At 56.7% G+C, this 23914-nt stretch carries 20 protein-coding genes; 9 read left to right on the top strand and 11 right to left on the bottom strand.

Going from position 1 to position 23914, the window contains the following annotated elements:
- Nucleotides 1-163 precede the first annotated feature (163 nt).
- The 5 genes from LKO31_RS00935 (at nucleotide 164) to LKO31_RS00915 (ending at nucleotide 5903) form a co-directional block, all read left to right on the top strand.
- Nucleotides 164-1324, top strand: coding sequence for an acyl-CoA dehydrogenase family protein (locus tag LKO31_RS00935; protein ID WP_227688293.1), 1161 nt, complete (start codon nucleotides 164-166; stop codon nucleotides 1322-1324).
- A 214-nt stretch (nucleotides 1325-1538) separates the two neighbouring features.
- The gene (locus LKO31_RS00930) at nucleotides 1539-2633 is read left to right on the top strand and encodes an acyl-CoA dehydrogenase family protein (RefSeq protein ID WP_227688197.1); all 1095 of its coding nucleotides are present in this window, start codon (nucleotides 1539-1541) and stop codon (nucleotides 2631-2633) included.
- Nucleotides 2630-3838: an acyl-CoA dehydrogenase family protein gene (locus LKO31_RS00925; protein WP_227688196.1), complete on the top strand. Its 1209-nt coding sequence runs from the start codon at nucleotides 2630-2632 to the stop codon at nucleotides 3836-3838. Before LKO31_RS00930 ends, LKO31_RS00925 begins: the two co-directional genes overlap by 4 nt.
- Nucleotides 3839-3850: 12 nt before the next feature.
- Nucleotides 3851-4633, top strand: a complete 783-nt coding sequence (locus LKO31_RS00920) for an SDR family NAD(P)-dependent oxidoreductase (RefSeq protein ID WP_227688195.1) — start codon at nucleotides 3851-3853, stop codon at nucleotides 4631-4633.
- 22 nt (nucleotides 4634-4655) lie between these two features.
- Complete coding sequence (locus LKO31_RS00915) at nucleotides 4656-5903, top strand: acetyl-CoA C-acetyltransferase (protein ID WP_227688194.1); 1248 nt, start codon at nucleotides 4656-4658, stop codon at nucleotides 5901-5903.
- A 33-nt stretch (nucleotides 5904-5936) separates the two neighbouring features.
- On the opposite strand, the gene LKO31_RS00910 is transcribed toward LKO31_RS00915, so the two are convergent.
- The gene (locus LKO31_RS00910; protein ID WP_227688193.1) at nucleotides 5937-7277 is read right to left on the bottom strand and encodes an alkaline phosphatase PhoX; all 1341 of its coding nucleotides are present in this window, start codon (nucleotides 7275-7277) and stop codon (nucleotides 5937-5939) included.
- 240 nt (nucleotides 7278-7517) lie between these two features.
- Here LKO31_RS00910 and LKO31_RS00905 point away from each other — a divergent pair, with 240 nt between their 5' ends.
- From LKO31_RS00905 to LKO31_RS00895, 3 genes are all read left to right on the top strand, one after another.
- Nucleotides 7518-8648, top strand: coding sequence for a CaiB/BaiF CoA transferase family protein (locus LKO31_RS00905; RefSeq protein WP_227688192.1), 1131 nt, complete (start codon nucleotides 7518-7520; stop codon nucleotides 8646-8648).
- Between the two features lie 76 nt (nucleotides 8649-8724).
- Nucleotides 8725-9528, top strand: a complete 804-nt coding sequence (locus LKO31_RS00900) for a crotonase/enoyl-CoA hydratase family protein (protein ID WP_227688191.1) — start codon at nucleotides 8725-8727, stop codon at nucleotides 9526-9528.
- A gap of 2 nt (nucleotides 9529-9530) precedes the next feature.
- A complete protein-coding gene (locus LKO31_RS00895) occupies nucleotides 9531-10310 on the top strand; it encodes a tyrosine-protein phosphatase (RefSeq protein WP_227688190.1) in 780 nt (259 codons plus the stop codon).
- An 11-nt stretch (nucleotides 10311-10321) separates the two neighbouring features.
- Here LKO31_RS00895 and LKO31_RS00890 read toward each other — a convergent pair whose 3' ends face one another.
- From LKO31_RS00890 to LKO31_RS00880, 3 genes are all read right to left on the bottom strand, one after another.
- Nucleotides 10322-10984 (bottom strand): phosphatase PAP2 family protein, encoded by a 663-nt coding sequence (locus LKO31_RS00890; RefSeq protein ID WP_227688189.1) that lies wholly within the window; start codon nucleotides 10982-10984, stop codon nucleotides 10322-10324.
- A gap of 135 nt (nucleotides 10985-11119) precedes the next feature.
- Nucleotides 11120-12535 (bottom strand): dihydrolipoyl dehydrogenase, encoded by a 1416-nt coding sequence (lpdA, locus tag LKO31_RS00885; RefSeq protein ID WP_227688188.1) that lies wholly within the window; start codon nucleotides 12533-12535, stop codon nucleotides 11120-11122.
- Between the two features lies 1 nt (nucleotide 12536).
- Entirely contained in the window at nucleotides 12537-13820 is a 1284-nt protein-coding gene (locus LKO31_RS00880) for a pyruvate dehydrogenase complex dihydrolipoamide acetyltransferase (protein WP_227688187.1), read from the bottom strand.
- 164 nt (nucleotides 13821-13984) lie between these two features.
- Between LKO31_RS00880 and LKO31_RS00875 the strand changes: the two genes are divergently transcribed.
- Complete coding sequence (locus tag LKO31_RS00875; protein ID WP_227688186.1) at nucleotides 13985-14440, top strand: universal stress protein; 456 nt, start codon at nucleotides 13985-13987, stop codon at nucleotides 14438-14440.
- A 67-nt stretch (nucleotides 14441-14507) separates the two neighbouring features.
- Here LKO31_RS00875 and LKO31_RS00870 read toward each other — a convergent pair whose 3' ends face one another.
- The 7 genes from LKO31_RS00870 to LKO31_RS00840 form a co-directional block, all read right to left on the bottom strand.
- The gene (locus tag LKO31_RS00870; RefSeq protein ID WP_227688185.1) at nucleotides 14508-16871 is read right to left on the bottom strand and encodes a ribonuclease R family protein; all 2364 of its coding nucleotides are present in this window, start codon (nucleotides 16869-16871) and stop codon (nucleotides 14508-14510) included.
- Between the two features lies 1 nt (nucleotide 16872).
- Nucleotides 16873-18408 (bottom strand): proline--tRNA ligase, encoded by a 1536-nt coding sequence (proS, locus tag LKO31_RS00865; RefSeq protein WP_227688184.1) that lies wholly within the window; start codon nucleotides 18406-18408, stop codon nucleotides 16873-16875.
- Nucleotides 18409-18446: 38 nt separating this feature from the next.
- Nucleotides 18447-18995, bottom strand: coding sequence for a polyhydroxyalkanoate synthesis repressor PhaR (phaR, locus tag LKO31_RS00860; RefSeq protein WP_227688183.1), 549 nt, complete (start codon nucleotides 18993-18995; stop codon nucleotides 18447-18449).
- 111 nt (nucleotides 18996-19106) lie between these two features.
- Complete coding sequence (gene alr / locus LKO31_RS00855; protein ID WP_227688182.1) at nucleotides 19107-20153, bottom strand: alanine racemase; 1047 nt, start codon at nucleotides 20151-20153, stop codon at nucleotides 19107-19109.
- Between the two features lie 9 nt (nucleotides 20154-20162).
- The gene (locus tag LKO31_RS00850; protein WP_227688181.1) at nucleotides 20163-21839 is read right to left on the bottom strand and encodes an MFS transporter; all 1677 of its coding nucleotides are present in this window, start codon (nucleotides 21837-21839) and stop codon (nucleotides 20163-20165) included.
- 188 nt (nucleotides 21840-22027) lie between these two features.
- The gene (locus tag LKO31_RS00845) at nucleotides 22028-22288 is read right to left on the bottom strand and encodes a DUF1467 family protein (protein WP_227688180.1); all 261 of its coding nucleotides are present in this window, start codon (nucleotides 22286-22288) and stop codon (nucleotides 22028-22030) included.
- Nucleotide 22289: 1 nt separating this feature from the next.
- Nucleotides 22290-23864 carry a ribonuclease J gene (locus LKO31_RS00840; protein ID WP_227688292.1) on the bottom strand — a complete coding sequence of 525 codons (1575 nt, stop codon included), beginning with the start codon at nucleotides 23862-23864 and terminating at the stop codon, nucleotides 22290-22292.
- Nucleotides 23865-23914 lie beyond the last annotated feature (50 nt).

Here is a 23914-nt window from a genome sequence, read left to right as displayed (position 1 = left end):
GCCATGAATTAACTTGACGCTTACGTCAACGTCCGCAATTTGCTGTTGGACCGAACCCGTAAGGGAATCATCCAGCCAGACTTTGGAAATTGGCCAAAAATGGCAGGATCAGACAATAATCATAACTTTCGGAGATAGACTGGTGAGCGCAAATATCCCCCCCATGGATCGAGCCGACATCATCGCGCAAAAGGTAGAGGATTTCGTCCGCACCGTCGTGATTCCTTATGAACAGGACCCGCGCCGCGACCATCATGGTGCGCCGACGGACGAACTGGTTCAGGAAATGCGGGAAAAAGCCCGCGCCGCGGGCGTGTTAACCCCGCATATTCTGGGCGATGGCGACCATCTGACCCAGCGGGAAACAGCCACGGTTTTGATCAAAAGCGGCCTGTCGCCTCTTGGTCCGTTGGCGGTCAACACCATGGCCCCCGACGAAGGCAATATGTATTTGTTGGGCAAGGTCGGCAGCGACCATTTGAAAGATCATTTTCTGACCAAATTGGTCGATGGTTCAACACGGTCGGCGTTTTTCATGACCGAACCCGCCGAGGAGGATGGCGCCGGGTCCGACCCATCGATGATGAAAACGACCTGCCATTTGGATGGCAATCATTGGGTGATCAACGGCCGGAAAGCCTTTATTACCGGAGCAGAGGGCGCTGGTGTCGGCATTGTCATGGCCAAAGCCACCGAGGGGGCCTGCATGTTCTTGGTCGACCTGCCGAACCCCGCGATTCGCATTGAACATGTGCCGAACACCATCGATAACAGCATGCCCGGTGGCCACGCGACGGTGATCATCGACAATTTGCGCGTCCCCGCCGACCAGATGTTGGGCCAAGCGGGTGAAGGGTTTAAATATGCACAAATCCGCCTGTCCCCTGCCCGCCTATCGCATTGTATGCGGTGGCTGGGGTGCTGCATCCGCGCCCATGAAATCGCCAGCAATTATGCCAACCGCCGCTCGGCCTTTGGCAAACCGTTGATCGAACATGAAGGCGTCGGCTTCATGCTGGCGGAAAATATGATCGACCTGCAACAGGCCGAATTGATGATCAACTGGTGCGCGGATGTGCTGGATACGGGTTCTTTGGGCACCGTCGAAAGCTCCATGGCCAAGGTCGCTGTATCCGAAGCCTTGATGCGCATTGCGGATCGCTGTGTGCAAGTGATGGGCGGCACGGGTGTGACCGATAAAACCATTGTCGAGCAAGTGTTTCGCGAAGTCCGCGCTTTCCGCATTTATGACGGCCCCACCGAGGTTCATAAATGGAGCCTTGCCAAGAAAATTCGCCGCGACTGGAAAGCACAACAAAGCTGATCAACGCTATTTGTGACTTGTGTCAGCTTTGATCTGATGGTGGCCAGTCTATGGTGACCATCAAAATATAGCGTGTGCGCTGGTTCCTGCCTTTGGTTCCTGCCTTTCAGGGGCCAGCGCATAATGGGTTTGACAATAAAAATTGCAAAACCACTTGACGTTTACGTTAACGTCCGGCTTTTTACGACGGATCTTGGGAGAGAGGGCTGATGGAATGACCATCCTGTACGACGAAGGACAGCAAGCAATAGCGACGGAATCCCGCCGCATATTGGAAGCGCGGATCAGCAAAGATGATTTGCTTCCCCTGCTGGAACAACAAGGCAAATATCACCAAGGCTTTTGGGATATCGCCAAAGAACAGGGCTGGACCGCCCTTGCGATGCCCGAAAGCTTTGGCGGCTTGGAACTGACGCTGGTCGAATTGGGGCTGATCGCCCATCAAGCGGGCCGTTCGATTAGCGGCGCACCCTTTCTAACCAGCAATTTCGGCGCGGCCAAAGCGATTGAAACCTATGGCGATGACGCAGCAAAATCGCGATATTTGCCCGCATTGGCCAGCGGTGAGATGATCGGCAGCGTGGCTTTTGCGGCCGGGGCCGATCCCCTGCCCATCCAGTCGCCCCTGAGCTTTGCCGATGGGCAAGTCCGTGGCCGCCTCGACGGGGTGGTTGGCGGTCTTTATGCTGATGTCGTCATTGTGCTGGCCGAAGCGGCCGATGGCGCAAAATTGCTGGCGGTTGACACGGCAGGCGCCGAAAAATCCTTTATCGACAGCTTTGATAACAGCCGCGCCTTTGCCGCGCTGAGCTTCAGCGGCCAATCTGCGATTGTGCTGGCCAGCGGCCCCGCCGCCCGGGATGCGGCTTTGCATATTTTGGCGCTGCAATCGGTTGTCACCGCCCATGAACAAACCGGCGGAGCCGAGGCGTTGATGGAAATCGCGCGTGATTATGCCAATACGCGCAAAGCATTTGGCCAACCGATTGGCGCTTTCCAATCGGTGAAGCACCGCATTGCCGAACTCTATAGCTATGTCGAACTGGCCCGCGCCAACTGCATTCGCGCGGCCGCAGCCTATGGCACGGACGGATTTTTATTGGCCGCTGCCGCAGCGCGCCTGTCCGCCACCGAAGCCTATGACACCGCAGCGCGCGATTGTGTGCAAATTCATGGCGGCATTGGCGTCACATGGGAACTTGGCTTGCACCTTCATATGCGCCGCGCCCGCAGTTTGGCCATCGAACAAGGCAGCACCCTGTTTTGGGAAGATATTTTGGTCGACGAATTGGCAGGAGAAGCGGCATGAACCATGAAACAGACGCCTATCGCGCCAAAGCTGTCGCGTGGTTGGACAGCATCGCCCCCAAATATGGCCGCGATGTTCGCGAAGGTTTAACCGTCGAGGAAGATTTGGCGCTGGGCCGCCAATATCAGGCCGATAAATATGCCGCAGGCTATGCTGGCATTAACTGGCCCACCGAATTGGGCGGCCAAGGCTTGACCCATATCGAAAAGGTCACCTTTGAAGCCGAAGAAATGAAATATGGCCTGCCCAATGTCTATTTTGGCATTTCGCTGGGTATGCCTGTTCCGGTCTTGATGCAATTTGGCCAAGATCGTGAATTCGTCAAAGAAAGGGTCGTTAAGGCCCTGAAAGGCGAAGAAATTTGGTGTCAGCTATTTTCCGAACCATCGGGCGGAACGGATTTGGCGGGCCTGCGCACACGGGCGGAACCAGACGGCAATGGCTGGAAAATCAACGGCCAAAAAGTGTGGACCAGTTGGGCACAATATAGCGATTATGGCGTGATTGTTGTTCGCACGGACCCGAATGTCGTCAAGCATAAGGGCCTGACCTATTTTTGGGTCGATATGAAGGCCCCCGGTGTGACTGTACGCCCCATTCGCCTTGCTGGCGGGGACAGCCACGTCAATGAAGTGTTTTTTGACGATGTGCGGATCACCGATGATCACCGCATGTCGCCCGTTGGCGGCGGTTTTGCCGTGGCCATCGCCACATTGATGATCGAACGCTATGTCGCCACCGACAGCGCCGGCTTTGGCCCACCGATCGATGAATTTGTGTCCTTGGCAAAATCCGTCAAAATGAACGGCAAGCCCGCGATTGAAGATGGCCGCATTCGCCAACAAATTGCGCGTAACTATGCCATGCGGTCGGGATTGGACAGCATCACCACGCGGGCGATGTTGATGATGCGCGCTGGCATGACGCCGGGTGCAGAAGGATCGCTCAACAAGCTGGTGGCCGTGCGTTCGCGTCAGAAATTGTCTGAACTGGCGCTGGATTTGCAGGGTACAGATGCTTTGCCATTTAACGAACATGCATCGCAAAAATCCGATTGGGCATCCAGCTGGATTAACGCCCCGACGGGACGCATTGCGGGCGGATCGGACGAGACACTGCTGAACACCATCGCCGAAAAAATCCTTGGTCTGCCGCAGGACCACCGCCCCGACAAGGGCGTCCCATTCAACCAAATTCCAGCATGAGGGGCTTAAACAATGAAAATTGAACAAAATTTCTCGGCTGTGGTGACAGGCGGCGCATCGGGTCTAGGCCGCGCGACCGCCGAGGCATTGGCCGCATCCGGCGTGAAAGTTGCCATTTTCGATATTAACGAAGAATTGGGCAATGAAGTCGCAAATAGCATCGGCGGGCTGTTTTGCCGCGTGGACATTACCGACGAACAATCGGTGCTGGATGGTTTCGCCAAGGCCCGTGCGGCCCATGGTCAAGAACGTATCTGTGTGCATTGCGCCATGACGTCACGCCGCGGTAAAACCTTAGCATTCAACAAGGAAATCGGCGAGTTTCGCCGCACGCCAACCGAGGATTATGCAGCGGGCGTCGAAGGGATTTTGGTCGCCAGCTATCGTATCGGTTCGATTTCCGCCGAAGGCATGGCCAAGCTGCCAGAAATGGAAGATGGCGAACGCGGCGTGATTATTTTCACCGCTTCGGTTGCCGCCCAAGACGCGCAAATTGGTCAGGTCATTTATGGATCGGCCAAGGCGGGCGTCAATGGTCTGGTCCTGCCGATGGCGCGCGACATGATGGACCTTGGTATTCGCGTAAACTCCATCATGCCCGGTGTTTTCGGCACGCCGTTGCTGGGCAAGATGAACCCCCAAGTTAAGGCTTCCCTAGAAGCCTCCGTGCCATTCCCCAAACGCTTGGGCAAAGCCGAAGAATTTGGCAGCTTGGCGATGGAAATGGTTCGCAACACCTATTTCAACGGCCAGACGGTGCGTCTTGATGGCGCTATCCGCATGGCCCCCCGTTAATCGCTAAAGAGAGGATAAGTTCATGGCAGAAGCCTATATTATCGACGCAGTTCGTACGCCGCGTGGCATCGGCAAACCCGGTAAGGGCGCCTTGTCGCACCTGCACCCGCAACATTTGGCCGCTACCGTTTTGGCCGCCATTCGGGACCGTAACAATTTGGACACCGCGACCGTAGACGACATCGTCTGGTCCACGTCCAGCCAAGTGGGCAAGCAAGGCGGCGATTTGGGCCGTATGGCTGCCCTGTCGGCAGGGTATGACATTAAGGCCAGCGGCACCACCTTGGATCGTTTCTGCGGCGGCGGCATCAGCTCCGTCAACTTTGCAGCCGCCAGCGTGATGAGCGGCATGGAAGACTGCGTAATTGCAGGCGGCACCGAAATGATGAGCTATACCGCTGCCCATGCGGCCGCAGAAGCCAATGCTGGAATGCCGCCGCGCCTGATGGGTTCGGGCCATGAAGCCTTGGACGAACTGCACCCGCAATCGCACCAAGGCATTTGCGGTGACGCCATCGCCACCATGGAAGGCATCAGCCGCGAAGCCTTGGATGGTCTGGCTCTGGTCAGCCAACAACGCGCCGATGTCGCGATTAAGGAAGGCCGCTTTAACAAGTCCGTCGTGCCCGTGCTGAACCCAGATGGCAGCGTGGCATTGGACCGCGAAGAATTTCCGCGTCCCGAAACCACCGCCGAAGGTCTGGCTGCACTGCAACCCAGCTTTGCCAAATTGGCAGACTTTGATGTTGGCGGCACCACCTTCCGCAAGCAAATTAACCGCCGCTATCCAGATCTGGAAATCCAGCATTTCCACCATGCCGGAAACTCTTCGGGTGTTGTGGATGGTGCAGCCGCTATCCTGCTGACATCGAAAGAATATGCTGACAAAAATGGTCTGAAACCACGGGGCCGTATTGTGGCTTATTGCAACCAAGGTGATGATCCGACCTTGATGTTGAACGCCCCTGTTCCTGCCGCCAAGAAGGTGTTGGCCAAGGCTGGTTTGAACAAGGACGATATCGACGTTTGGGAAATCAACGAAGCCTTTGCCGTGGTTGCCGAAAAATTCATCCGCGATCTGGATCTGGACCGCGCCAAGGTGAACATCAACGGCGGCGCGATGGCGCTGGGTCACCCCATTGGGGCGACCGGTTCCATTTTGATCGGTACGGCTTTGGACGAATTGGAACGTTCTGGCGGTCGCTATGGTCTGGTGACCATGTGTGCGGCTGGCGGCATGGCGCCTGCGATCATCATTGAACGTATCTGATCGATCATTTGATCACAGGCGCATAATATGACCTTAAAACGGCCCCGTAATGGCAAGAGTCTTTGTGGGGCTGTACAGGTTCAAGAACATGGTCTGGCCGTCGGGCGAAAAACAAACGCCCGCCGGCTCGGTCTGCACCCTGATGCGACCAAAGGGATAAACCGCGCCCTGCGGCGTTACCCCGCGCAAATAATTGTCAACGACATCATGATATTGATCTTCGCAAACCATCAAATGTCCATTGGGAGCGACGGTCAAATTGTCGCCAAAACTATATTGGCGCGCATCACTGGATTCCAAAAACAATTGCACATGGCCGCCCGCTTCGCGTCGCGGCCCCTGCCCTTCATAGGGCGACGGGCGATAGCGCATAATCTGCCCCTCTTTGATTGCGCCGCCATTGGTGCAGGTGAAATACAATTCATCCTCACCCCAATGAACGCCTTCTCCGCGTGCGAAAATAACCGCGCCATCCGCCGCGCCGCGCGTGCGCAAGTCATCCTTGGGGCTTTCTACATCGTCCAGATCAACCCAGCGCGTGATATACCATTCGCGTGCTTGCCAATGGTGGCCGGACCAATTTCGGCTGTCCTGCGCACCGTTCAACAGCGCAAGAGCCTGCAACCGTCCACCTTGGTCCAACTGCCCCGCCACATGGGGCAGAAAACGGTAGAACAAGCTGTCGTCGCGGTCCTCGGTCATGTAAACAATGCCCGTGCGCGGATCGACTGCGGCGGCTTCGCGCATGAAACGGCCCATGGATTTCAACGGCTTGGCCAGAACCAAAGCGCCCGCATCGGCTGGCACTTCAAACATCCAGCCATGATCGGAACCGACGCCCTGCGCCGGCCCGTCCACGCTTTCTTCACAGGTCAGCCAACTGCCCCATGGCGTCACGCCGCCAGCACAGTTGCGAATGGTGCCAACCAGCGACAAATATTGATCCTCGACCGCCAAAGTCTTGAGGTTCAGTACCAAAGTAGTCGTCCCACCGGGCAAGGCTTCTCCGCCGATGCTATCAAAGCTTTCGCTTGGGCAAGCAAGCCCACGCGCCAAGGGGCCATCGGCCAGATGCTTGGGCTGCAATTCATGGTTACGAACCAAGGCGATGCGCCCGTCTTTCAAGGCAATGCACCCCATACCATCGGCTCGGTCAGGGACTTTGTGTCCATCGCGCATCGCATCGCCCAGCTGCGAAATCATGCGGTAGGAAAAGCCCGACGGCAAATCCAACAATCCCGCTGGGTCCGCAACCAACGGACCATAGCCAGCGGCGCTCGCCATAACGCCTTGGGCGACAGCGCGGCTTTGCGCAGAGAGCCCCATAAAGGCCATGGCCGTCATGCTTCCCGAAAATTGGCGGCGGTTCAGCATAAAATGATCGTCCCTTTTCGTCCGGTGGCGGCACAAAGGGTCCGCCCAAATTTTTGGCGCGGGGGCGATAATATGGTGCGCCCCTATGCATCGCCCCATATGACCCCAATGTTACAATGCTGCGGCATCGCCAATATAGGGCGGCGGTAACGTCAGGCTTTTGATATTTGACGGATTTTGGACATATTTCGACATAGTGACAATGAAGATATAGTGACAGTGAAAGAGAGGAAGAAGTAAATGGCAGGTCCCCTTAGCGGCATTCGGATCATTGAATTTGCGGGCATTGGCCCTGGGCCCTATTGCGCGATGATGCTGGCCGACCATGGCGCAGAGGTCATCCGTATCGACCGCCCCGGCAGCCAGTTGGACCCGCGCGATCCTTTGTCGCGCAACCGCACGTCCATCGCGCTCAACATGAAAGACCCCGAAGCCCTGCAAATCGCCAAAGATTTGTGCAAAGGCGCGCATGGCATCATCGAAGGCTATCGCCCCGGCGTGATGGAACGCCTTGGTTTGGGGCCAGATGTGTTGCTGGCCGACAATCCCAAGCTGGTCTATGGTCGGATGACCGGTTGGGGCCAATATGGCCCTTATGCGCCTTATGCGGGCCATGACATCAACTATATCTCTCTTTCGGGCGTTCTGCATACCGTTGGCATCGGCGGACAAAAGCCTGTGCCCCCGGTCAACTATGTCGGCGATTTTGGCGGTGGCGGCATGATGCTGGCCTTTGGTATGGTCAGCGCCTTGTTGCATGCCGCGCAAAGCGGCCAAGGTCAGGTGATCGACTGTGCGATGACCGATGGGTCGGCGTTGCTGGCGGGCATGACATGGGGCTTTCGCAACATGGGCCGCTGGCAAGACGCGCCCGGCGTCAATATGTTGGACGGCGGCGCCCATTTCTATGACAGCTATACCTGCAAGGATGGCAAGTTTATCTCCATCGGGTCGATTGAGCCGCAATTCTACGCCTTGCTGCGCGAAAAAACGGGCCTGAGCGATGATCCAGCCTTTGACGCCCAGCATGACATTTCCAAATGGGGTGAATTAAAAACGCGCCTGACCGAATTATTCGCGACCAAAACCCGCGACGAATGGTGCGAAATTATGGAAATGACGGATATTTGCTTCGCGCCCATCCTGTCCTTGGACGAAGCGCCCAAGCACCCACATAATATCGAGCGCAAGACCTTTGTGGATGTGGGCGGTTCGGTGCAACCCGCGCCTGCCCCGCGCTATTCGGCAACCGTCAATGACACGCCCCGCCCCGCCCCTGTGGTTGGCGCAGACAGCGATGCCTTGCTGGCGTCCTTGGGCTATGACAGCGATAAAATCGCGGCGTTACGCGGAAATAAAGCGGTCGCCTAAGCGGCGTGAGCAGCCAAATATTGGCATGCCCCTTTGCCCATGGCATAGGGGCATGCCATTTGAGAGGATGTCCATCATGAGTGACTTTTTGCAGCTAGAGCGCCGTGGCCCAATCGCTATCTTGACCATGGACCGCCAAGAAAGCTTGAACGCCATTGGCACCCACGAAGATTGTCAAAATATCATCGCCACCTTTGAACGTATTCGGGACAATCGCGGCATCAGCGCGGTGATCCTGACTGGCAAAGGCAAAGCCTTTAGCGCGGGTGGAAATTTGAAGGGCATGAAGGATCGCACCGGCATTGGCGTGCTGGATCAACCCGACTCCACCCGCAGCAATTACCGCGAGGGCGTGCAGGCCGTCATCCGCGCCATGATGGACTGTGAAGTTCCGATGATTGCGGCAATTAACGGTCATGCTATTGGGCTGGGCTGCGACTTGGCCTGTACCGCCGACATCCGCATTGCGGGCGAAAGCGCGCAATTTGCATGTAGTTTCATCAAGGTCGGCATTGTCCCGGGCGATGGCGGCGCTTGGCTGCTGCAAAAGGTGTTGGGCTATCCGCGTGCTGCCGAATTATTCCTGACCGGCGACCGCTTTGATGCGAAATATGCCAAGGAAATTGGGCTGGTCAACGACGTGGTTCCTGACGACGAATTGCTGGACCGTGCCATCGCCATGGCGGAACGCATCACATGCAACCCGCCGCGCGCACTGCGCCTGACCAAACGCCTGCTACGCGAAGCTCAGCATGGCCGTCTGTCCGACATATTGGAATTAAGCGCCGCTTATCAGGCGATTATCCACGAAACCGCAGACAATCGCGAAGCGATCAACGCTTTTGTTGAAAAGCGCAAACCTGTGTTCACCGGAGATTGAATATGACTTTCCCACGCGTCCTCCCCCTCAGCGGTGTGCATAATTTCCGCGATTATGGCGGCTATGCCGTGTCGGGTGGGGGTCAGGTAAAACAGGGCCTGTTGTGGCGCTCTGCCCATCATGAAGGGGCGAGCGACGATGATTTGCAACAAATTGACGCTTTGGGTCTAGAAACGGTAGTGGATTTGCGCGGGGATGATGAACGGGCAACCCACCCTTGCCGCCGTTCGTCCGCCTTTCGCGCCAAGGTGCTGTTTGCTGGCGGCACAACCGCTGGATTGGCCCCGCATTTGGCGGCGGCCAGCGGCGGTATTGACGCGGCAACAGCGCGGGCACGGTTGACGGAAACCTATCGCGCCATGCCTTGGCGTCCGGCATTGGTCGGCACGATGCAGCTCTATTTCACCGCCTTGGCAGATAGCGCGACGCCCAGCTTGATCCACTGCGTCGCCGGAAAGGATCGTACGGGCCTGAGCGTGGCGGTGCTGCATATATTATTGGGCGTTCATGACGATGATATCATGCAGGATTATCTGCTGACCAACGAAGCGGGTAATATTGACGCCCGCATCGCCCAAGGCGGCGCACATCTGCGTCAACGTTATGAAGGGACGATCAGCGATGACGCCATTCGCACGCTAATGGGTGTTGATGCCGATTATCTGAACACAGCTTTGGCAGAAATCCGCAAAAAACATGGCAGTGTTTCGGAATATGCCGAGGCTGTGCTGGGCGTCAACGCTGCCAAGCGTCAGGCCTTGGTTCAAAATTTTATTCAGTAAGTTTTGCCGTCTTAGGCCGTTCTGGCCCGCCATTGAATGAAGGGGCGGGCCAGCAACGCAAAGCCAAGGCCAATGGCCAGCCCACCGATAATATCGGTCAGCCAATGAACGCCCAGCGCCAGCCGAGAAATCGACATCAATCCGACCCACAGCAACGCAATCACCCATGCAAGGCTGCGAAATCGCGGCGGCACGATCGTCGCCAACATAACCATGATTACCATCGCCCCTGCGGCATGGCCGCTGGGGTAAGATGCGCTGCTGACATGATCCAAATGAACAATAATATCCGGGCGTTCGCGATCAAAAATGGCCTTGAGCAACGAACTATATCCGCTGGCCGCAAAGAAACAGCCAAGCAGCACCGCCGCGCCGACAGCGCCGCGTATCCGATAGACATAATAAGCCAAGATCAACGCCATCGCGGTGCGCGGCCCAAAATGCCCCAACCATGTCACCGCTATCAACAATTTGGCCCATGCGCCATGGGCCGCATCACCATGCAAACTCAGCAATTGGGAAACGAGCCAGTCCATCTGGCCGCCCAATCCGCGCGAAATCAACCAGCCGAAAATTGGCGCAAACAGCAATAAAGCCATGATCAGCGCAATGTGTTGGTGGCCATAATGGGCTGTACCAAGGCTGGGGGGCGGTTCCATTTTCATGCTGGTCATCACCCTCTCCTGCTATGCTGCTTGGCCTGCTATGCTGCTTGGCCGCCAATGAAATGGCCCCACATGATATGTTCGCTGGGCAAAGCATATCATGTGGGGCCGAATTTCGCTATATTTCAACGGTCGGGATGGACCTTAGATGTGCAGAGCCCGTCCATAGGCGCTCAGCACGCTTTCATGAATGGCCTCGCTCATCGTCGGATGGGCGAAGACGGTGTGCATGAAATCTTCTTCCACCAACTCGGCGGTTTTGCCGATGGTAAAGCCTTGGATCATTTCCGTGACTTCGGCGCCGACCATATGCGCGCCCAGCAATTCGCCGCTTTTTGCGTCGAACACGGTTTTGATAAAGCCTTCGGCTTCACCCAGCGCGATGGCCTTGCCATTGCCGATGAAGGGGAAATTGCCAACGCGAACCTCATGACCCGCTTCCTTGGCTTTGGCTTCCGTCAAGCCGACCGAGGCAATTTGTGGGTGGCAATAGGTGCAGCCCGGAATATTTTGGGCGTCCATCGGGTGCGGATGCGCATCCTTATGGCCCAATTCCTTGGCAATGGCTTCGGCGGCAATCACACCTTCATGGCTGGCTTTATGCGCCAACCATGGCGGCGCGGTCACATCACCAATCGCCCACAGACCCTTTACATTGGTCCGGCAATAAGGGTCGGTGTTAATATGCCCCTTGGTGGTTTCGACCTTCAGGGTTTCCAAACCGATATTTTCGGTGTTGGGCACGATGCCAATGGCGACGATGGCATGGGTGAATTCCGATGCTTCAACCTTGCCGTCCTTGGTCTTGATTTTGGCCGACACGCCATTGGCACTGGCTTTTAATTCCTCGACCCCTGCTCCGGTCAAGATCTTCATGCCTTGTTTTTTCAAGGCTTTTTCAAGGAAGGTCGAAATGTCCGCATCTTCGACCGGAACGACGCGGTCCAACATTTCCACGACGGTCACGTCTGCGCCCATGTCATTATAGAAGCTGGCAAATTCGATGCCGATCGCGCCGGAACCAATCACCAGCAACTTCTTGGGCATTTCGCTGGGCGTCATGGCATGGCGGTAGGTCCAGATGCGCTTGCCATCTGCAGGCGCAAAGGGCAAATCCCGTGCCCGTGCACCCGTTGCGACGATGATGTGCTTGGCGGTCAGCGTTTCCACGCCTTTCTCGCCCGTCACTTCCAGCTTGCCCGCAGCGACCAGCTTGCCATCACCCATATGTACGGTGATTTTATTCTTTTTCATCAGGTGGGTTACGCCCTGATTCAGCTGTTTCGCCACGCCGCGTGAGCGCTTTACCACGGCGTCCAAGTCCGCCGTGATATTTTGTGCTGCCAAGCCATAATCTTTGGCATGTTGCATATAGTGAAAGATTTCCGCCGAACGCAGCAAAGCTTTGGTTGGAATACAGCCCCAATTCAGGCAGATGCCACCCAAATTTTCGCGTTCCACAATCGCCGTTTTCAGGCCTAATTGCGCGCTGCGGATCGCGGCGACATAACCGCCAGGACCGCTGCCCAGCACAATGACGTCATAGTTGGTGTCGGCCATGTTATGCCACCAGTCCCAAGGGGTTTTCGATGATATTTTTGAACGCCTGCATCAACTGCGCACCGTCTGCGCCGTCGATGGCGCGGTGATCAAAGCTGCCAGTTGCCGACATCACCGTTGCAATGCCCAAGGCTCCGTCGACAATCCATGGACGCTGCGCGCCCGCACCAATGGCCATGATCATCGCCTGCGGTGGGTTAATCACCGCGTCAAATTGCGTGATACCGAACATGCCCATGTTGCTCAGGCTGGCCGTTCCGCCCTGATATTCATGGGGTTGCAATTTGCCGTCCTTGGCACGCGCTGCCAATTCCTTGATTTCCGTCGCAATCGCGCTGATCGACTTATTACCCGCATCCGCAACAATTGGCGTGATCAATCCGCCTGGAATGGACACAGCCACGCTGATATCGGCACGCGCGTAACGGATTAACTGGTCGCCCGCAAAGCTGACGTTGCAGTTAGGCACTTGCACCAATGCCTTGGCCAGCGCCTTGATCAACAGATCATTGACCGACAATTTAACGCCTTGGGGCTCCAACGCCTTGTTCAAATCACCACGCAGTTTCAGCAGCTTATCTAGCTGAATATCGACCGTCAGGTAAATATGCGGAATGCTTTGCTTGGCTTCGGTCAAGCGGCGCGCAATCGTCTTGCGCATATTGCTGAGCTTTTCGGCGCTATGCGGAATGTCCGTCTGGAACGGCGTCGCCGCAGCAGCGGGTGCCGCATTGGTTGCGGGGGTGGCAGCGACTTGCGGCGCAGCGACCGCAGCCGATGCAGCGCCAGCCAAGTCGGCCTTAACGATACGGCCACCAGGTCCGGTTCCCGTCAATTTGGACACGTCAAGGCCCTGCTCTGCGGCCAAGCGGCGCGCCAAGGGGCTGATTTTAATTCGTTCACCATCCGCGCTGACCGGCGCTGCTGTGGCTGCCGGAGTCGAAGCGGCGGCAGCGGGCGCAGCAGCGGCGGCGCTGGCGCTTTCCTTTGCGGGGGCTTGCTGAGCCTTGGCGGCGGGTGCCTTGACAGCGTCAGCATCCTCATCTTCGCTGGCGATCATCGCGATCACGGTGCCCACTTTGACGCCGTCCGTCCCTTCGGCAACGAGAATTTTTGCAATGACACCTTCATCCACCGCTTCAAACTCCATCGTCGCTTTGTCCGTCTCAATCTCTGCCAACAGGTCGCCGGACTGAACCGTGTCGCCCTCTTTCACGAGCCATTTTGCCAAGGTGCCCTCTTCCATGGTCGGGGAGAGAGCGGGCATTTTGAGTTCGATGGCCATATTTTTCTTTTGGTCCTTATCAATCAACCTGGGGATTATGCCGCTAGGGCATTTTGCTTATTCTTAGCAGCTAATTGGCCCGCGTCCATCAGATGAACTTGCCTTTCTGACGTTCCTGCCGCAATTTATCGCTAAGAAGTGCTATTCTATGGGGGTTGATTGCCGTGCGGACATATTTGGTCGTCGTTGACGAAAGTCCTGAAAGCTCTCTGGCCCTCAGATTTGCGGCTCGGCGTGCGGCACGGACATCAGGCGGCCTGATGTTGCTGGGCATTATCGAACCGCAAGATTTTATCGCCTTTGGCGGCGCCCAAGCCACAATGGAGGCCGAGGCACGCGAACATATCGAAGCCTTGGTATCGGCCTCGGTCGCCGAAGCCAGCAAAGAAGGCGATGTGAACCCCCAAATTTTGATCAAGTCGGGAAAACCCGCCGAAGTGGTCCGCAGCGTTATCGCGTCCAACGAAGAAGTCGCGGCGCTTGTTCTGGGCACCGCGCCATCGGGCGCGCCGGGGCCATTGGTCGCGCATTTCACCGGACTGGACGCGGGCAATCTGCCCTGCCCCGTCATGGTCATTCCCGGCGGTATCGATATCGAACGCCTTGATGCGCTAAGCTGATGCGCGGAAGGCAGGAACGGGTTGCGGAAGGGCATCGCCACGCCCAACCGCAACCCCGAACATGGATTTAACGCTTGCGCCCTTGGTGGCGGATATTTTTGGGTCGGCCACGTGGCCCCACCAAATGCTTCCCCTTGCCATCCTTTCGACCCCCACCATCGCGGCGGATGTCGCGGCGCGGGCCGCGGCGTTGAGGTTGGCCCGCTTCGGGGGCATCGGGCAATTCAAAGCGCAAACCGCCGCTGATCGGATTGGCTTCCACCAACCGCAGGTCCAGCCGCTGCCCCACCCAATAGCTGACGCGGCCCAATTCGCTGTCCAACGTGCGGGCGGCTTCGTCATAATGGAAACGTTCGCGCCCCAGCGTGGACACCGGCACCAAACCGTCGCCGCCCAAGCCGTCAACCGTCGCGAAAAAGCCGAAATTCTGAACGCCGGTTATCCGCGCAGCGACGATTTCACCCACTTTGGTGGCCAGCCATGCCGCCACATAGCGGTCAATGGTTTCACGCTCTGCGTCCATGGCGCGGCGTTCCAAGCGGCTGATCACCTCACCGATATGGGCCAAGCCCTTGCGGTCTTGTTCGCCCAATCCGGTGCGCTCAGGCAAGCCCTTGGGCTTGTGCGGTACGTCCAGATGATAGGCATCAACCAAGCTGCGATGCACGATCAAGTCGGCATAGCGGCGAATGGGCGATGTGAAATGCCCATAGCTGCCCAATGACAAACCAAAATGCCCTGCGTTCACTGGCCCATAATAGGCCTGTGTTTGGGTACGCAGGATCGCTTCCATAACCTCTTGGGCATTGTCTTGGCCCTGAAAGGCGTCGATAATATGGTTAAAGGTGGCGGGCGTAATCACCTGTCCCAGCGCGAAACTTTGGCTGAAGGTTTCCAGGTAATCCTTCAGACTAAGCAGCTTTTCACGGCTGGGCACTTCATGGACGCGGTACATGACGGGGGCCTTTTTGGCCTCCAACGCTTTGGCCGCCGCGACATTGGCCGCGATCATATAATCTTCGATCAAACGGTGCGCATCCAACCGTTCGCGCACGCGGATTTCCGCGATATTGCCCGCCTCGTCCAGTATGACCTGTCGTTCGGGCAAGTCCAAATTCAGCGGCTTACGGGCATCGCGGGCTTTGGCCAGTGCCAGCCAGCAACCCCACAAATCCTTTAAAGTCGGCAGAACATCCGCGTCCCACCCATCATCGGCTTGGTCCGCATCATAGGCCGCCTGCGCCCGTTCATAGGCAATATTGGCGCGCAATTTCACCAAGGCGCGGGTAAAGCGCCAAGACGTCACCTTGCCATGTTTGTCGATGACCAAATGGCACGCCATCGCGGCGCGATCTTCGCCCTGTTTCAAAGAACAGAAGCCCGACGACAAAATATGGGGCAACATGGGTACGACTTGGTCGGGGAAATAGACGCTGTTGCCGCGCCGCCGTGCTTCGCGGTCCAGCGCACCGTCGCTGCGCACATAATAGCTAACGTCGGCAATCGCCACAATGGCCTTCCAGCCGCCCGCATTGCCCGCGTCATCATCCGGCTCGGCCCAAACGGCATCGTCATGGTCGCGTGCATCAGCGGGGTCGATCGCCAAAATCGGCAAATGGCGCAAATCTTCGCGGCCATCGGTGGTCAGCGGTAGTTGGCTGGCCTTTTCCGCCTCGGCAATCACGTCATTGCTGAAGATATGCGGAATTTCATGCTTTGCGATGGCAATCATGCTGAGCGAACGCGGCGCGAAGGGGTCGCCCAGCACATCCAGCACCTTGGCCTTGATGTTGCTGCCACGGCCCGACAATTCTGCCCGCACCAAATCGCCAATTTGGGCATCGCCCATATCAGAAATCGGGTGGTCAAAACGGGCGCGTTTGTCAGCGGGGCGCAGCCAGTTCATGGGCTTGCCATTGGGTCCGGTGTCGCTGACCAGAACGCCGACGATGGTTTCGCCGCCCGCCTGCAACCGCTTCATCGGATGGGCGATATGGCCCTTGCCCCGTTCCTCGGTACGGGCCAAAATCCGGTCGCCTACGCCCAAGGCGCTGCGTTTGCCTTTTTCCATCACCCGCACACGCGGCGGCGGATTAGGGCTTTCCCAGCGGTCTGGCACCGCCCACAATGCGTCGCCTTCGATCGCAGCAATGCGCAGCACGGTCACCCGCGGCAGGCCGCCATGTTTGTGAAACGCACGGCCAGGCGCTGCGTCGATCAGACCCTCGTCGGTCATGTCCTTCAGCAGCGCCTTTAACGCGATTTTCTCCGCCCCATGCAGGCCGAAATATTTGGCGATTTCTCGCTTGCCGACCGCAGCCGAACTTTCCTCAATATATTTCAGGATTTGCTCAGACGTCGGCAGTCCTGCGGGTTTTTGGCCAGCAGCTTTTTGGCCAGCAGGTTTCGGTTTCTTGGGGCTCTTTGCCAAATTAATATGTCCGTCCAATCAGCACGCGTTCGACCGCCGCGCCGCCCGTAAAGAAACAGGCTCCGTCCACGGGGGCCGCATCCATCGGGCTGTTGCGCATCGTCAGCTTCAACGCTTTCAACTGCTCAACGATCCGTTCCAAATCATCGGCGGTTGGACGCGACCATTGCACTTCGACCCAGCCCGCATTTTTATTGCTGTCGGCGAAATGCGCGGCGAGGCCCGCCATGTCCGTCACGTCGCGGCGGATATTGGCCTGCATACGTGTTTGGGCTTGTTCAAACAGGTTCGTTTGAATATCGACCAAATTGGCAACCACATCGGCTAAAAATGCGTCCTTTTCCAGAAACGCCGTGTTCAACTTGCCATCATCTTTGTACAAATTGTCGCGGCGGATCATCGCTACCTTGCCATTGGCCACGTCGCGCGGGCCGATTTCCAAGATAATCGGCGCACCCTTTTTGACCCAGCCCCAACGCTTGGTTTGGGCCTTGACGGGCGAAGCATCGAACAACACGCGAACGGGTTCACGGAAAGCGTCCAAGCCCTTCAGCTTTTGTTCCAAATCGCGGCAATAATCGATCACCGCCTGATCTTCGTCATTGTCGCGCAGCATGGGCACAATGACGATTTGGTGGGGCGCGATGCGGGGCGGACAGCGCAAGCCGTCATCATCGCCATGCGTCATGATCACGCCGCCAATCATGCGTGTCGACACACCCCAACTGGTGGTGTGGCACAGCGTATGGCCGCCATCCTTGTCCTGATAGCGAATGCCCGCCGCCTCGGCAAAGCCGGTGCCCAAATAGTGGGATGTGCCCGCTTGCAAGGCTTTGCCGTCCTGCATCATCGCTTCGATGCTATAGGTCGCGACCGCGCCGGGGAAGCGTTCATGTTCCGGCTTTTCGCCCGCCACCACGGGCATCGCCAGCGCGCCTTCGGCAAAATTGCGATACATTTCCAAAGCGCGCAAAGTTTCGTCCATCGCGCATTCGCGGGTAGCGTGGGCGGTATGGCCTTCTTGCCACAAAAATTCGCTGGTACGCAGGAACATACGGGTGCGCATTTCCCAGCGCACGACATTCGCCCATTGGTTGACCTTCAACGGCAAATCGCGCCAGCTTTGGACCCAGCGGCTCATAGCAGCGCCGATCACCGTTTCCGATGTCGGGCGAACGATCAGCGGCTCTTCCAGCTTGGCTTCGGGGTCTGGCGTCAAGCCGCCCTTGCCGTCCGCAATCAGGCGGTGGTGCGTAACAACCGCCATTTCCTTGGCGAAACCATCAACATGGTCCGCCTCTTTCGAAAAGAAGGACAGCGGAATGAATAAAGGGAAATAGCAATTTTGCACGCCAGCATTTTTAATGTCCGCATCCATGATGGTCTGGATACGTTCCCAAATGCCATAGCCCCAAGGCTTGATGACCATGCAGCCGCGTACACCCGATTCCTCTGCCATATCGGCTTCGGCAATCACCTCTTGATACCAAGCGGCAAAGTCGGCCTGCCGCGTCACGCTCAGCGCATGTTTAACCATAAATGATCCGATTTCTGTAAATTGGGGAATGCCCCCATTTAATTTTTCTGTGCTAATTCGGCCTTTAACACCGCAATTTCACGCTTCAAGGCCGCAATCTCATCCTCTTTGGAACGGGTGGGCATGGCCGCCATCATTCCTGGCATAAACGCGCCTGCGGCTTGTTGGAAAATTTCCAGATTGCGGCGGGTCAACTCGGCCAACGGATTGTCACCCAAAGCCCCGTCAAAGGCGGCGCGCACATCCTGTTGGTTTTTGCGAAAAGCCAGCATAGATTGTTCCAAATATTGCGGAACCATCGATTGCATATTGTCGCCATACATGCCGATCAATTGCCGCAAGAAGTTCACCGGCAACAAGGTTTCGCCCCGCGTTTCGGACTCCATAATAATCTGGGTCAGAACATTGTGGGTGATATCGTCGCCTGTTTTGGCTTCGACAACGCGAAATTCGCGCCCTTCGCGCACCATCACACCCAAGTCGTCCAGCGTGATGTAACAGCTACGCTCTGTGTCATAGAGGCGGCGATTGGCATATTTTTTGATCGTTATGACATCGCCTTCGGCGCTTGCCTTCGATTTACCCATGCCGCAATTGCTCCATCTTCCTGTGTGTGGCATGTCACTAGCATCAAAGCGCGCCGCATCGCAACATGACTGTCACCGCCATAGCGCACAAAAGGCGCAGATTTCAGACGATCATTCCCAGATGCGCAAAAAGCGTTGGCCCAGCACTGTCAGCAGTTCATATTGCGACAGGCCCGTTTTTTCCGCCTGCTCGGCCAGATCATAAGACAGGCTGATCCAATCCCCCTCGGCAACATCACCGACGTCGCTGACATCAAAGGCCAGCAGATCCATTGAGACACGGCCAATGGTCGGAACAAGCATTCCATTCAACATACCAGCCCCATTGCCGCCGTGACACCGCAAATAGCCGTCCGCATAGCCCAAATTGACCACCGCCACGCGGGTTTCGCGCGATGCGGTCCATGTGCAGCCATAGCCAACGGTTTCTCCCACATCTACGGTGCGAAGTTGCAAAATACGGGCTTCGGGCACCACAACTTGGCCAATATTACCTGCCATGCGGGGGTGAACGATGCCGCCATAAAGCGCGATGCCGGGGCGCATCAGGTCAAATTGATACTCCGTCCCCAAACATAGACCCGCACTATTGGCCAAGCTGTAACGCTGGGCCTTCACAAGGCGGGTCACGGTCTGAAACGCCGCCAATTGCGCGGCGCTGACGTCCAAATCCTCATCAGCCGAGGATAAGTGGCTGAGGCAATTGACGATATGCAACCCATCCGCTGCGCCTTGGGCGACTTGTTCCACACGCAGCCCAAGGCGGTTCATCCCCGTGTCGACCATGATATCGCAGGGCCGCCCTGCCCCCATCGCCTTCCACCGCTGGATTTGCTCTGGACTGGCCAGCACCGGACGGGCGGCTATGGCGGAGGCAGGTCCCATATCATCGGGCCCAAGGCCGTGCAGCACGGACAATTCGCAGCCATAAGGCAATGGCAACAGCGCCGCTGCCTCTGCCCATGTCGCGACAAAGAAATGACGACAGCCTACCCCAGCCAAGCGCAACATCACGTCGCGCGCGCCCAAACCATAGCCATTGGCCTTCACCGCCGCGCCGCATGCCGCGCCATCCGCTTGCGCCGCCAACCAGCGCCAGTTGGAAATCAGGGTATCATGGGACAAACGAAGGCGCAGCGGCGATGTTATTTCAAGCATTTGGGCTAACTAGCCGGATTTACTTCCATCGCCAATGGGGCTTTGATGATTATCTGCCCCGCCCCATGCGTCGCGTCCCGCTTCTTTCAGCATGAAGGCACTGATGAGAAAGGCGACCAGCACTACCACCCATGTATACCACAGACCGGCAAAAGCATTGCCCGATTTGGCAACAATGAAGGTCGCGATCAGTGGCAAAAATCCGCCAAAATACCCCGTTCCCAAATGATAAGGCAATGATAGCGACGAATAGCGGACATGCGGCGGAAAATATTCCGACAAAAGCGCCGCCACCGGCCCATAGGTAAAGCCCGACAAAGCACTCAGCCCAACAAGCGCCAAGAAAATCATCAACAAACCTGTCCAATGCGGGATTTGCGGGTCGAAACCATAGCCCATCGCTTCAAGCGCAGGCTTTAATATGCTGGGGTCATCGCTGGCAACTTCGCGTCCGCCGATATGGACGGTCGCCACGTCAAAGGCGCTATCGCTGGGTGCTACATCATAGGATACGCCCAATTTTGTTAATTCTGACAATATCTTGCCGCATGACGTAGCCTGAACCTGTGCAAAGGGATCAAAATTACATTGCGACCCCGTGACCACCACGGGCGCGTCCTTCGCGGCTTGGGTCAAGGCCGGATTTCCGACCGCGCCCATCAACCAAAACAGCGGAAACAACAGCAACAATGTCGCGGCATAGCCCCAGACAATTGGCTTTTTCCGGCCCACACGGTCCGACACACGGCCCGCCCAAATGAAAAACAGCATCCCCACCGCCGCCGCCAAACCAACAATAATTTCCGCCACGGTTTCCTCAACTCGCATCGGTCCTTTTAAGAAGGACAGGCCAGAAAACATCGCCGTATACCAAATCACCGTCAAACCTGCTGCTATGCCGAACAAGGCAACGAACATGCGGCGAATATTGCCGGGATAAGTAAAGCTTTCCTTGATGGGGTTTTTAACAATTTCGCCCTTGGCTTTCATGGCCTTAAAGACCGGGCTTTCGGATAGTTTCAAGCGCATCCACAAGGATATAGCCAGCAATAGGATCGACAATAAAAAGGGAACGCGCCAGCCCCAGCTTTGCCAAATATCATCGGACATCAACGCCTTGCACCCCAACAACACCATCAGGCTGAGCACAAAGCCGCCCACTACGCTGGCTTGAATGAAGCTGGTGTAAAATCCGCGCTTTTCCGGCGGGCTATGTTCGGCGACATAAATGGCCGCGCCGCCATATTCGCCGCCCAGCGCCAATCCTTGCAAGATACGCAGCAAAATCACGATGATCGGGGCCGCAATGCCGATACTCTCTGCCGATGGAATAAGCCCAACGCCCGCCGTCGCGACGCCCATCAGGGTGACGGTGACCAAAAATGTATATTTGCGTCCCAAACGGTCGCCCAAGAAACCGAACAACAGCGCACCAAGAGGGCGAAAGCCAAATCCGACAGCAAAGCCCGCCCACACCAGCAAAACCTCTAAGGTTGTATTATCGCTGGGGAAAAAGGTTCGTCCAATGATGGCCGCCAAAGTCCCATAGATGAAGAAATCATACCATTCAAAGATCGTCCCTGCGGACGATGCCGCAATGACCATGCGAATTTCTTTGGCATTGGGTTGATATTCCGACGCCGTATCGGCGGGGTGCATCGGGCCATGGTCGGACGTTGCGCTCATTCTCTCTCCCTACTTTATTCGGCGGTGAATGGTTCGCATAGGACCAGATTGTTACAGCCGCCTCGGTCCACATGTGTAGCGATGGGCGATGCGGGTGCAATATATTTTGCGCCCGCAATTTCGGGCGATGCCCAAGACAGAAAGGAGCAAAGAAAACACGGCCCATTTTACGGCATGGACCGCCCTTGTCATGCCCGACCTGCGATCACGTTCGGATCGGCCCAACCTTGGGTGAAAGCTATGTAAAATAAGGCAAAAAGCAAGGCTGACAAAATTGTTATTTGCAGGGCAATACGTCCAAGGCGCACCTGTGACGGTGCGCCCGGTTCTTGGCCCGCGATCAACGGCACCGCGTCATCCGCGGGGCGCCGACCATGAAAAGGCAGGACAAAAAATGCGCTGATCGACCAGACAAGCGCGTAAATCGCAAGCATGGACGTCCAACTCATTTTATACCTCCACGACCAAAACATCGGTGATCGGCTTTTTGCCTGTCCACTCGGTTGCCACACGGCGCACGCCAAGGCGAATATTTTCTTTGCGGGCATCAAAGTCTTTGGCCGGTTTGTCCGCCGCTGTTTCGGCGGCCTCATTGAGCTGGGCCAAAAATTCTTCGCGGTCATCCTCCACCGGAACACCACGATATTGGATGCGGGTGCCAATGCAGCGCCCCTTTTGCAGCACAATCGCCACGCTGATATGGCCATAGATAGCCAGTTTGCGGCGCTCGTTGATGCTTTCGCCGTCGGCGGGCAAAATGACATCCCCGTCCAGCAACAAGCGGCCAGCGCGCACTTGGTCGATGATTTTCCCGCCCTTGGGGGCCAAGCGGACCAGATCGCCATTTTTCTGGGTAATGGCGTGGGGGACACCGCATTGCAGCGCAAAGCGCGCCTGTTCCTGCATATGGCGAATTTCGCCATGCACCGGCAAAATGGTTGTCGGGCGCAACCAGCCATATAGCGCCGCCAATTCCGGCTGACCGGGGTGGCCACTGACATGGATATGGGCTTGTTTTTCCGTGACAGTCAAAACTTCCTTGGCCGCCAATTGGTTCATAATACGCCCAATGGCCAATTCATTGCCCGGAATTTGCTTGGACGAAAATATTACCGTGTCGCCCGCGTCCAATTTAATTTGGTGCGTGTCGGCGGCGATGCGGGCCAAAGCGGCACGCGGTTCGCCCTGCCCGCCGGTGGCGATAATCATTACCTCGTGACGCGGCAGGCGCATCGCTTCGTCAAAGCTGATGGTCGCGGGAAAATCTGTCAAATAGCCGCAAGATTGGGCAACGCCCAAAATCCGATCCAGCGAACGACCCGCCACGCATAATTTGCGGCCACTGGCTTTGGCGACTTCGCCCAATGTGTGCAGGCGCGCAGCATTGGACGCAAAGGTCGTCACCAAAGCGCGCCCGCGCGCATTGGTGACGGCGCGCAGCAAATGTTCATGCACGCTGCCTTCGCTGCCCGAGCTTTCGGGGTTGAACACATTGGTGCTGTCGCACACCAGCACGTCGACCCCTTCGTCGCCAATGCTCTTGAGATATTGGGCAGGCGCGGGCTGGCCCAAAACGGGCGTTTCGTCCAATTTCCAGTCGCCGGTATGGAACACGCGCCCATAAGGCGTGTCGAGCACGACCGCGCTCATTTCCAAAATGCTGTGCGCCAAGGGAACAAAGCGCACACCAAAGGGGCCAATATCGACTTGGCCGTCAATGTCCATAACCCGCAGGTCGACGTCTTTCTCCAGCCCCTCTTCGATCAGTTTGTGCGCGATCAGCCCCGCTGTAAATCGATTGGCATACAGCGGAACGCCCAAATCGGCCGCCAAATAAGGGATCGCCCCAATATGATCTTCATGACCATGGGTCAGCACGATAGCCAGCAGGTCATCACGCCGTTCCTCGATAAATTCCAGATCGGGCATGACAATATCAATGCCCGGATATTCTTCACCGCCAAAGCTGACGCCCAAATCAATCATCAACCATTTGCCGTCACAGCCATAAAGATTGGCGTTCATGCCAATCTCTCCTGACCCGCCAAGGGCCAGAAATAGCAATTCTTTACCGG

This window comes from Sphingopyxis yananensis (assembly GCF_020687785.1).
Lineage (GTDB): Bacteria > Pseudomonadota > Alphaproteobacteria > Sphingomonadales > Sphingomonadaceae > Sphingopyxis > Sphingopyxis yananensis.
This window is presented reverse-complemented; position numbering and strand designations above follow the sequence as displayed.

Bases quoted from the DNA above. Each gene is read 5' to 3' on its own strand.
- LKO31_RS00905 (WP_227688192.1), top strand. From the start codon at position 7,518: ATGGCAGGTCCCCTTAGCGGCATTCGGATCATTGAATTTGCGGGCATT.
- lpdA (WP_227688188.1), bottom strand. From the start codon at position 12,535: ATGGCCGACACCAACTATGACGTCATTGTGCTGGGCAGCGGTCCTGGC.
- LKO31_RS00915 (WP_227688194.1), top strand. From the start codon at position 4,656: ATGGCAGAAGCCTATATTATCGACGCAGTTCGTACGCCGCGTGGCATC.
- LKO31_RS00910 (WP_227688193.1), bottom strand. From the start codon at position 7,277: ATGCTGAACCGCCGCCAATTTTCGGGAAGCATGACGGCCATGGCCTTT.
- LKO31_RS00925 (WP_227688196.1), top strand. From the start codon at position 2,630: ATGAACCATGAAACAGACGCCTATCGCGCCAAAGCTGTCGCGTGGTTG.
- alr (WP_227688182.1), bottom strand. From the start codon at position 20,153: ATGCTTGAAATAACATCGCCGCTGCGCCTTCGTTTGTCCCATGATACC.
- LKO31_RS00920 (WP_227688195.1), top strand. From the start codon at position 3,851: ATGAAAATTGAACAAAATTTCTCGGCTGTGGTGACAGGCGGCGCATCG.
- LKO31_RS00840 (WP_227688292.1), bottom strand. From the start codon at position 23,864: ATGAACGCCAATCTTTATGGCTGTGACGGCAAATGGTTGATGATTGAT.
- phaR (WP_227688183.1), bottom strand. From the start codon at position 18,995: ATGGGTAAATCGAAGGCAAGCGCCGAAGGCGATGTCATAACGATCAAA.
- LKO31_RS00900 (WP_227688191.1), top strand. From the start codon at position 8,725: ATGAGTGACTTTTTGCAGCTAGAGCGCCGTGGCCCAATCGCTATCTTG.
- LKO31_RS00850 (WP_227688181.1), bottom strand. From the start codon at position 21,839: ATGAGCGCAACGTCCGACCATGGCCCGATGCACCCCGCCGATACGGCG.
- proS (WP_227688184.1), bottom strand. From the start codon at position 18,408: ATGGTTAAACATGCGCTGAGCGTGACGCGGCAGGCCGACTTTGCCGCT.
- LKO31_RS00890 (WP_227688189.1), bottom strand. From the start codon at position 10,984: ATGACCAGCATGAAAATGGAACCGCCCCCCAGCCTTGGTACAGCCCAT.
- LKO31_RS00895 (WP_227688190.1), top strand. From the start codon at position 9,531: ATGACTTTCCCACGCGTCCTCCCCCTCAGCGGTGTGCATAATTTCCGC.
- LKO31_RS00930 (WP_227688197.1), top strand. From the start codon at position 1,539: ATGACCATCCTGTACGACGAAGGACAGCAAGCAATAGCGACGGAATCC.
- LKO31_RS00880 (WP_227688187.1), bottom strand. From the start codon at position 13,820: ATGGCCATCGAACTCAAAATGCCCGCTCTCTCCCCGACCATGGAAGAG.
- LKO31_RS00845 (WP_227688180.1), bottom strand. From the start codon at position 22,288: ATGAGTTGGACGTCCATGCTTGCGATTTACGCGCTTGTCTGGTCGATC.
- LKO31_RS00935 (WP_227688293.1), top strand. From the start codon at position 164: ATGGATCGAGCCGACATCATCGCGCAAAAGGTAGAGGATTTCGTCCGC.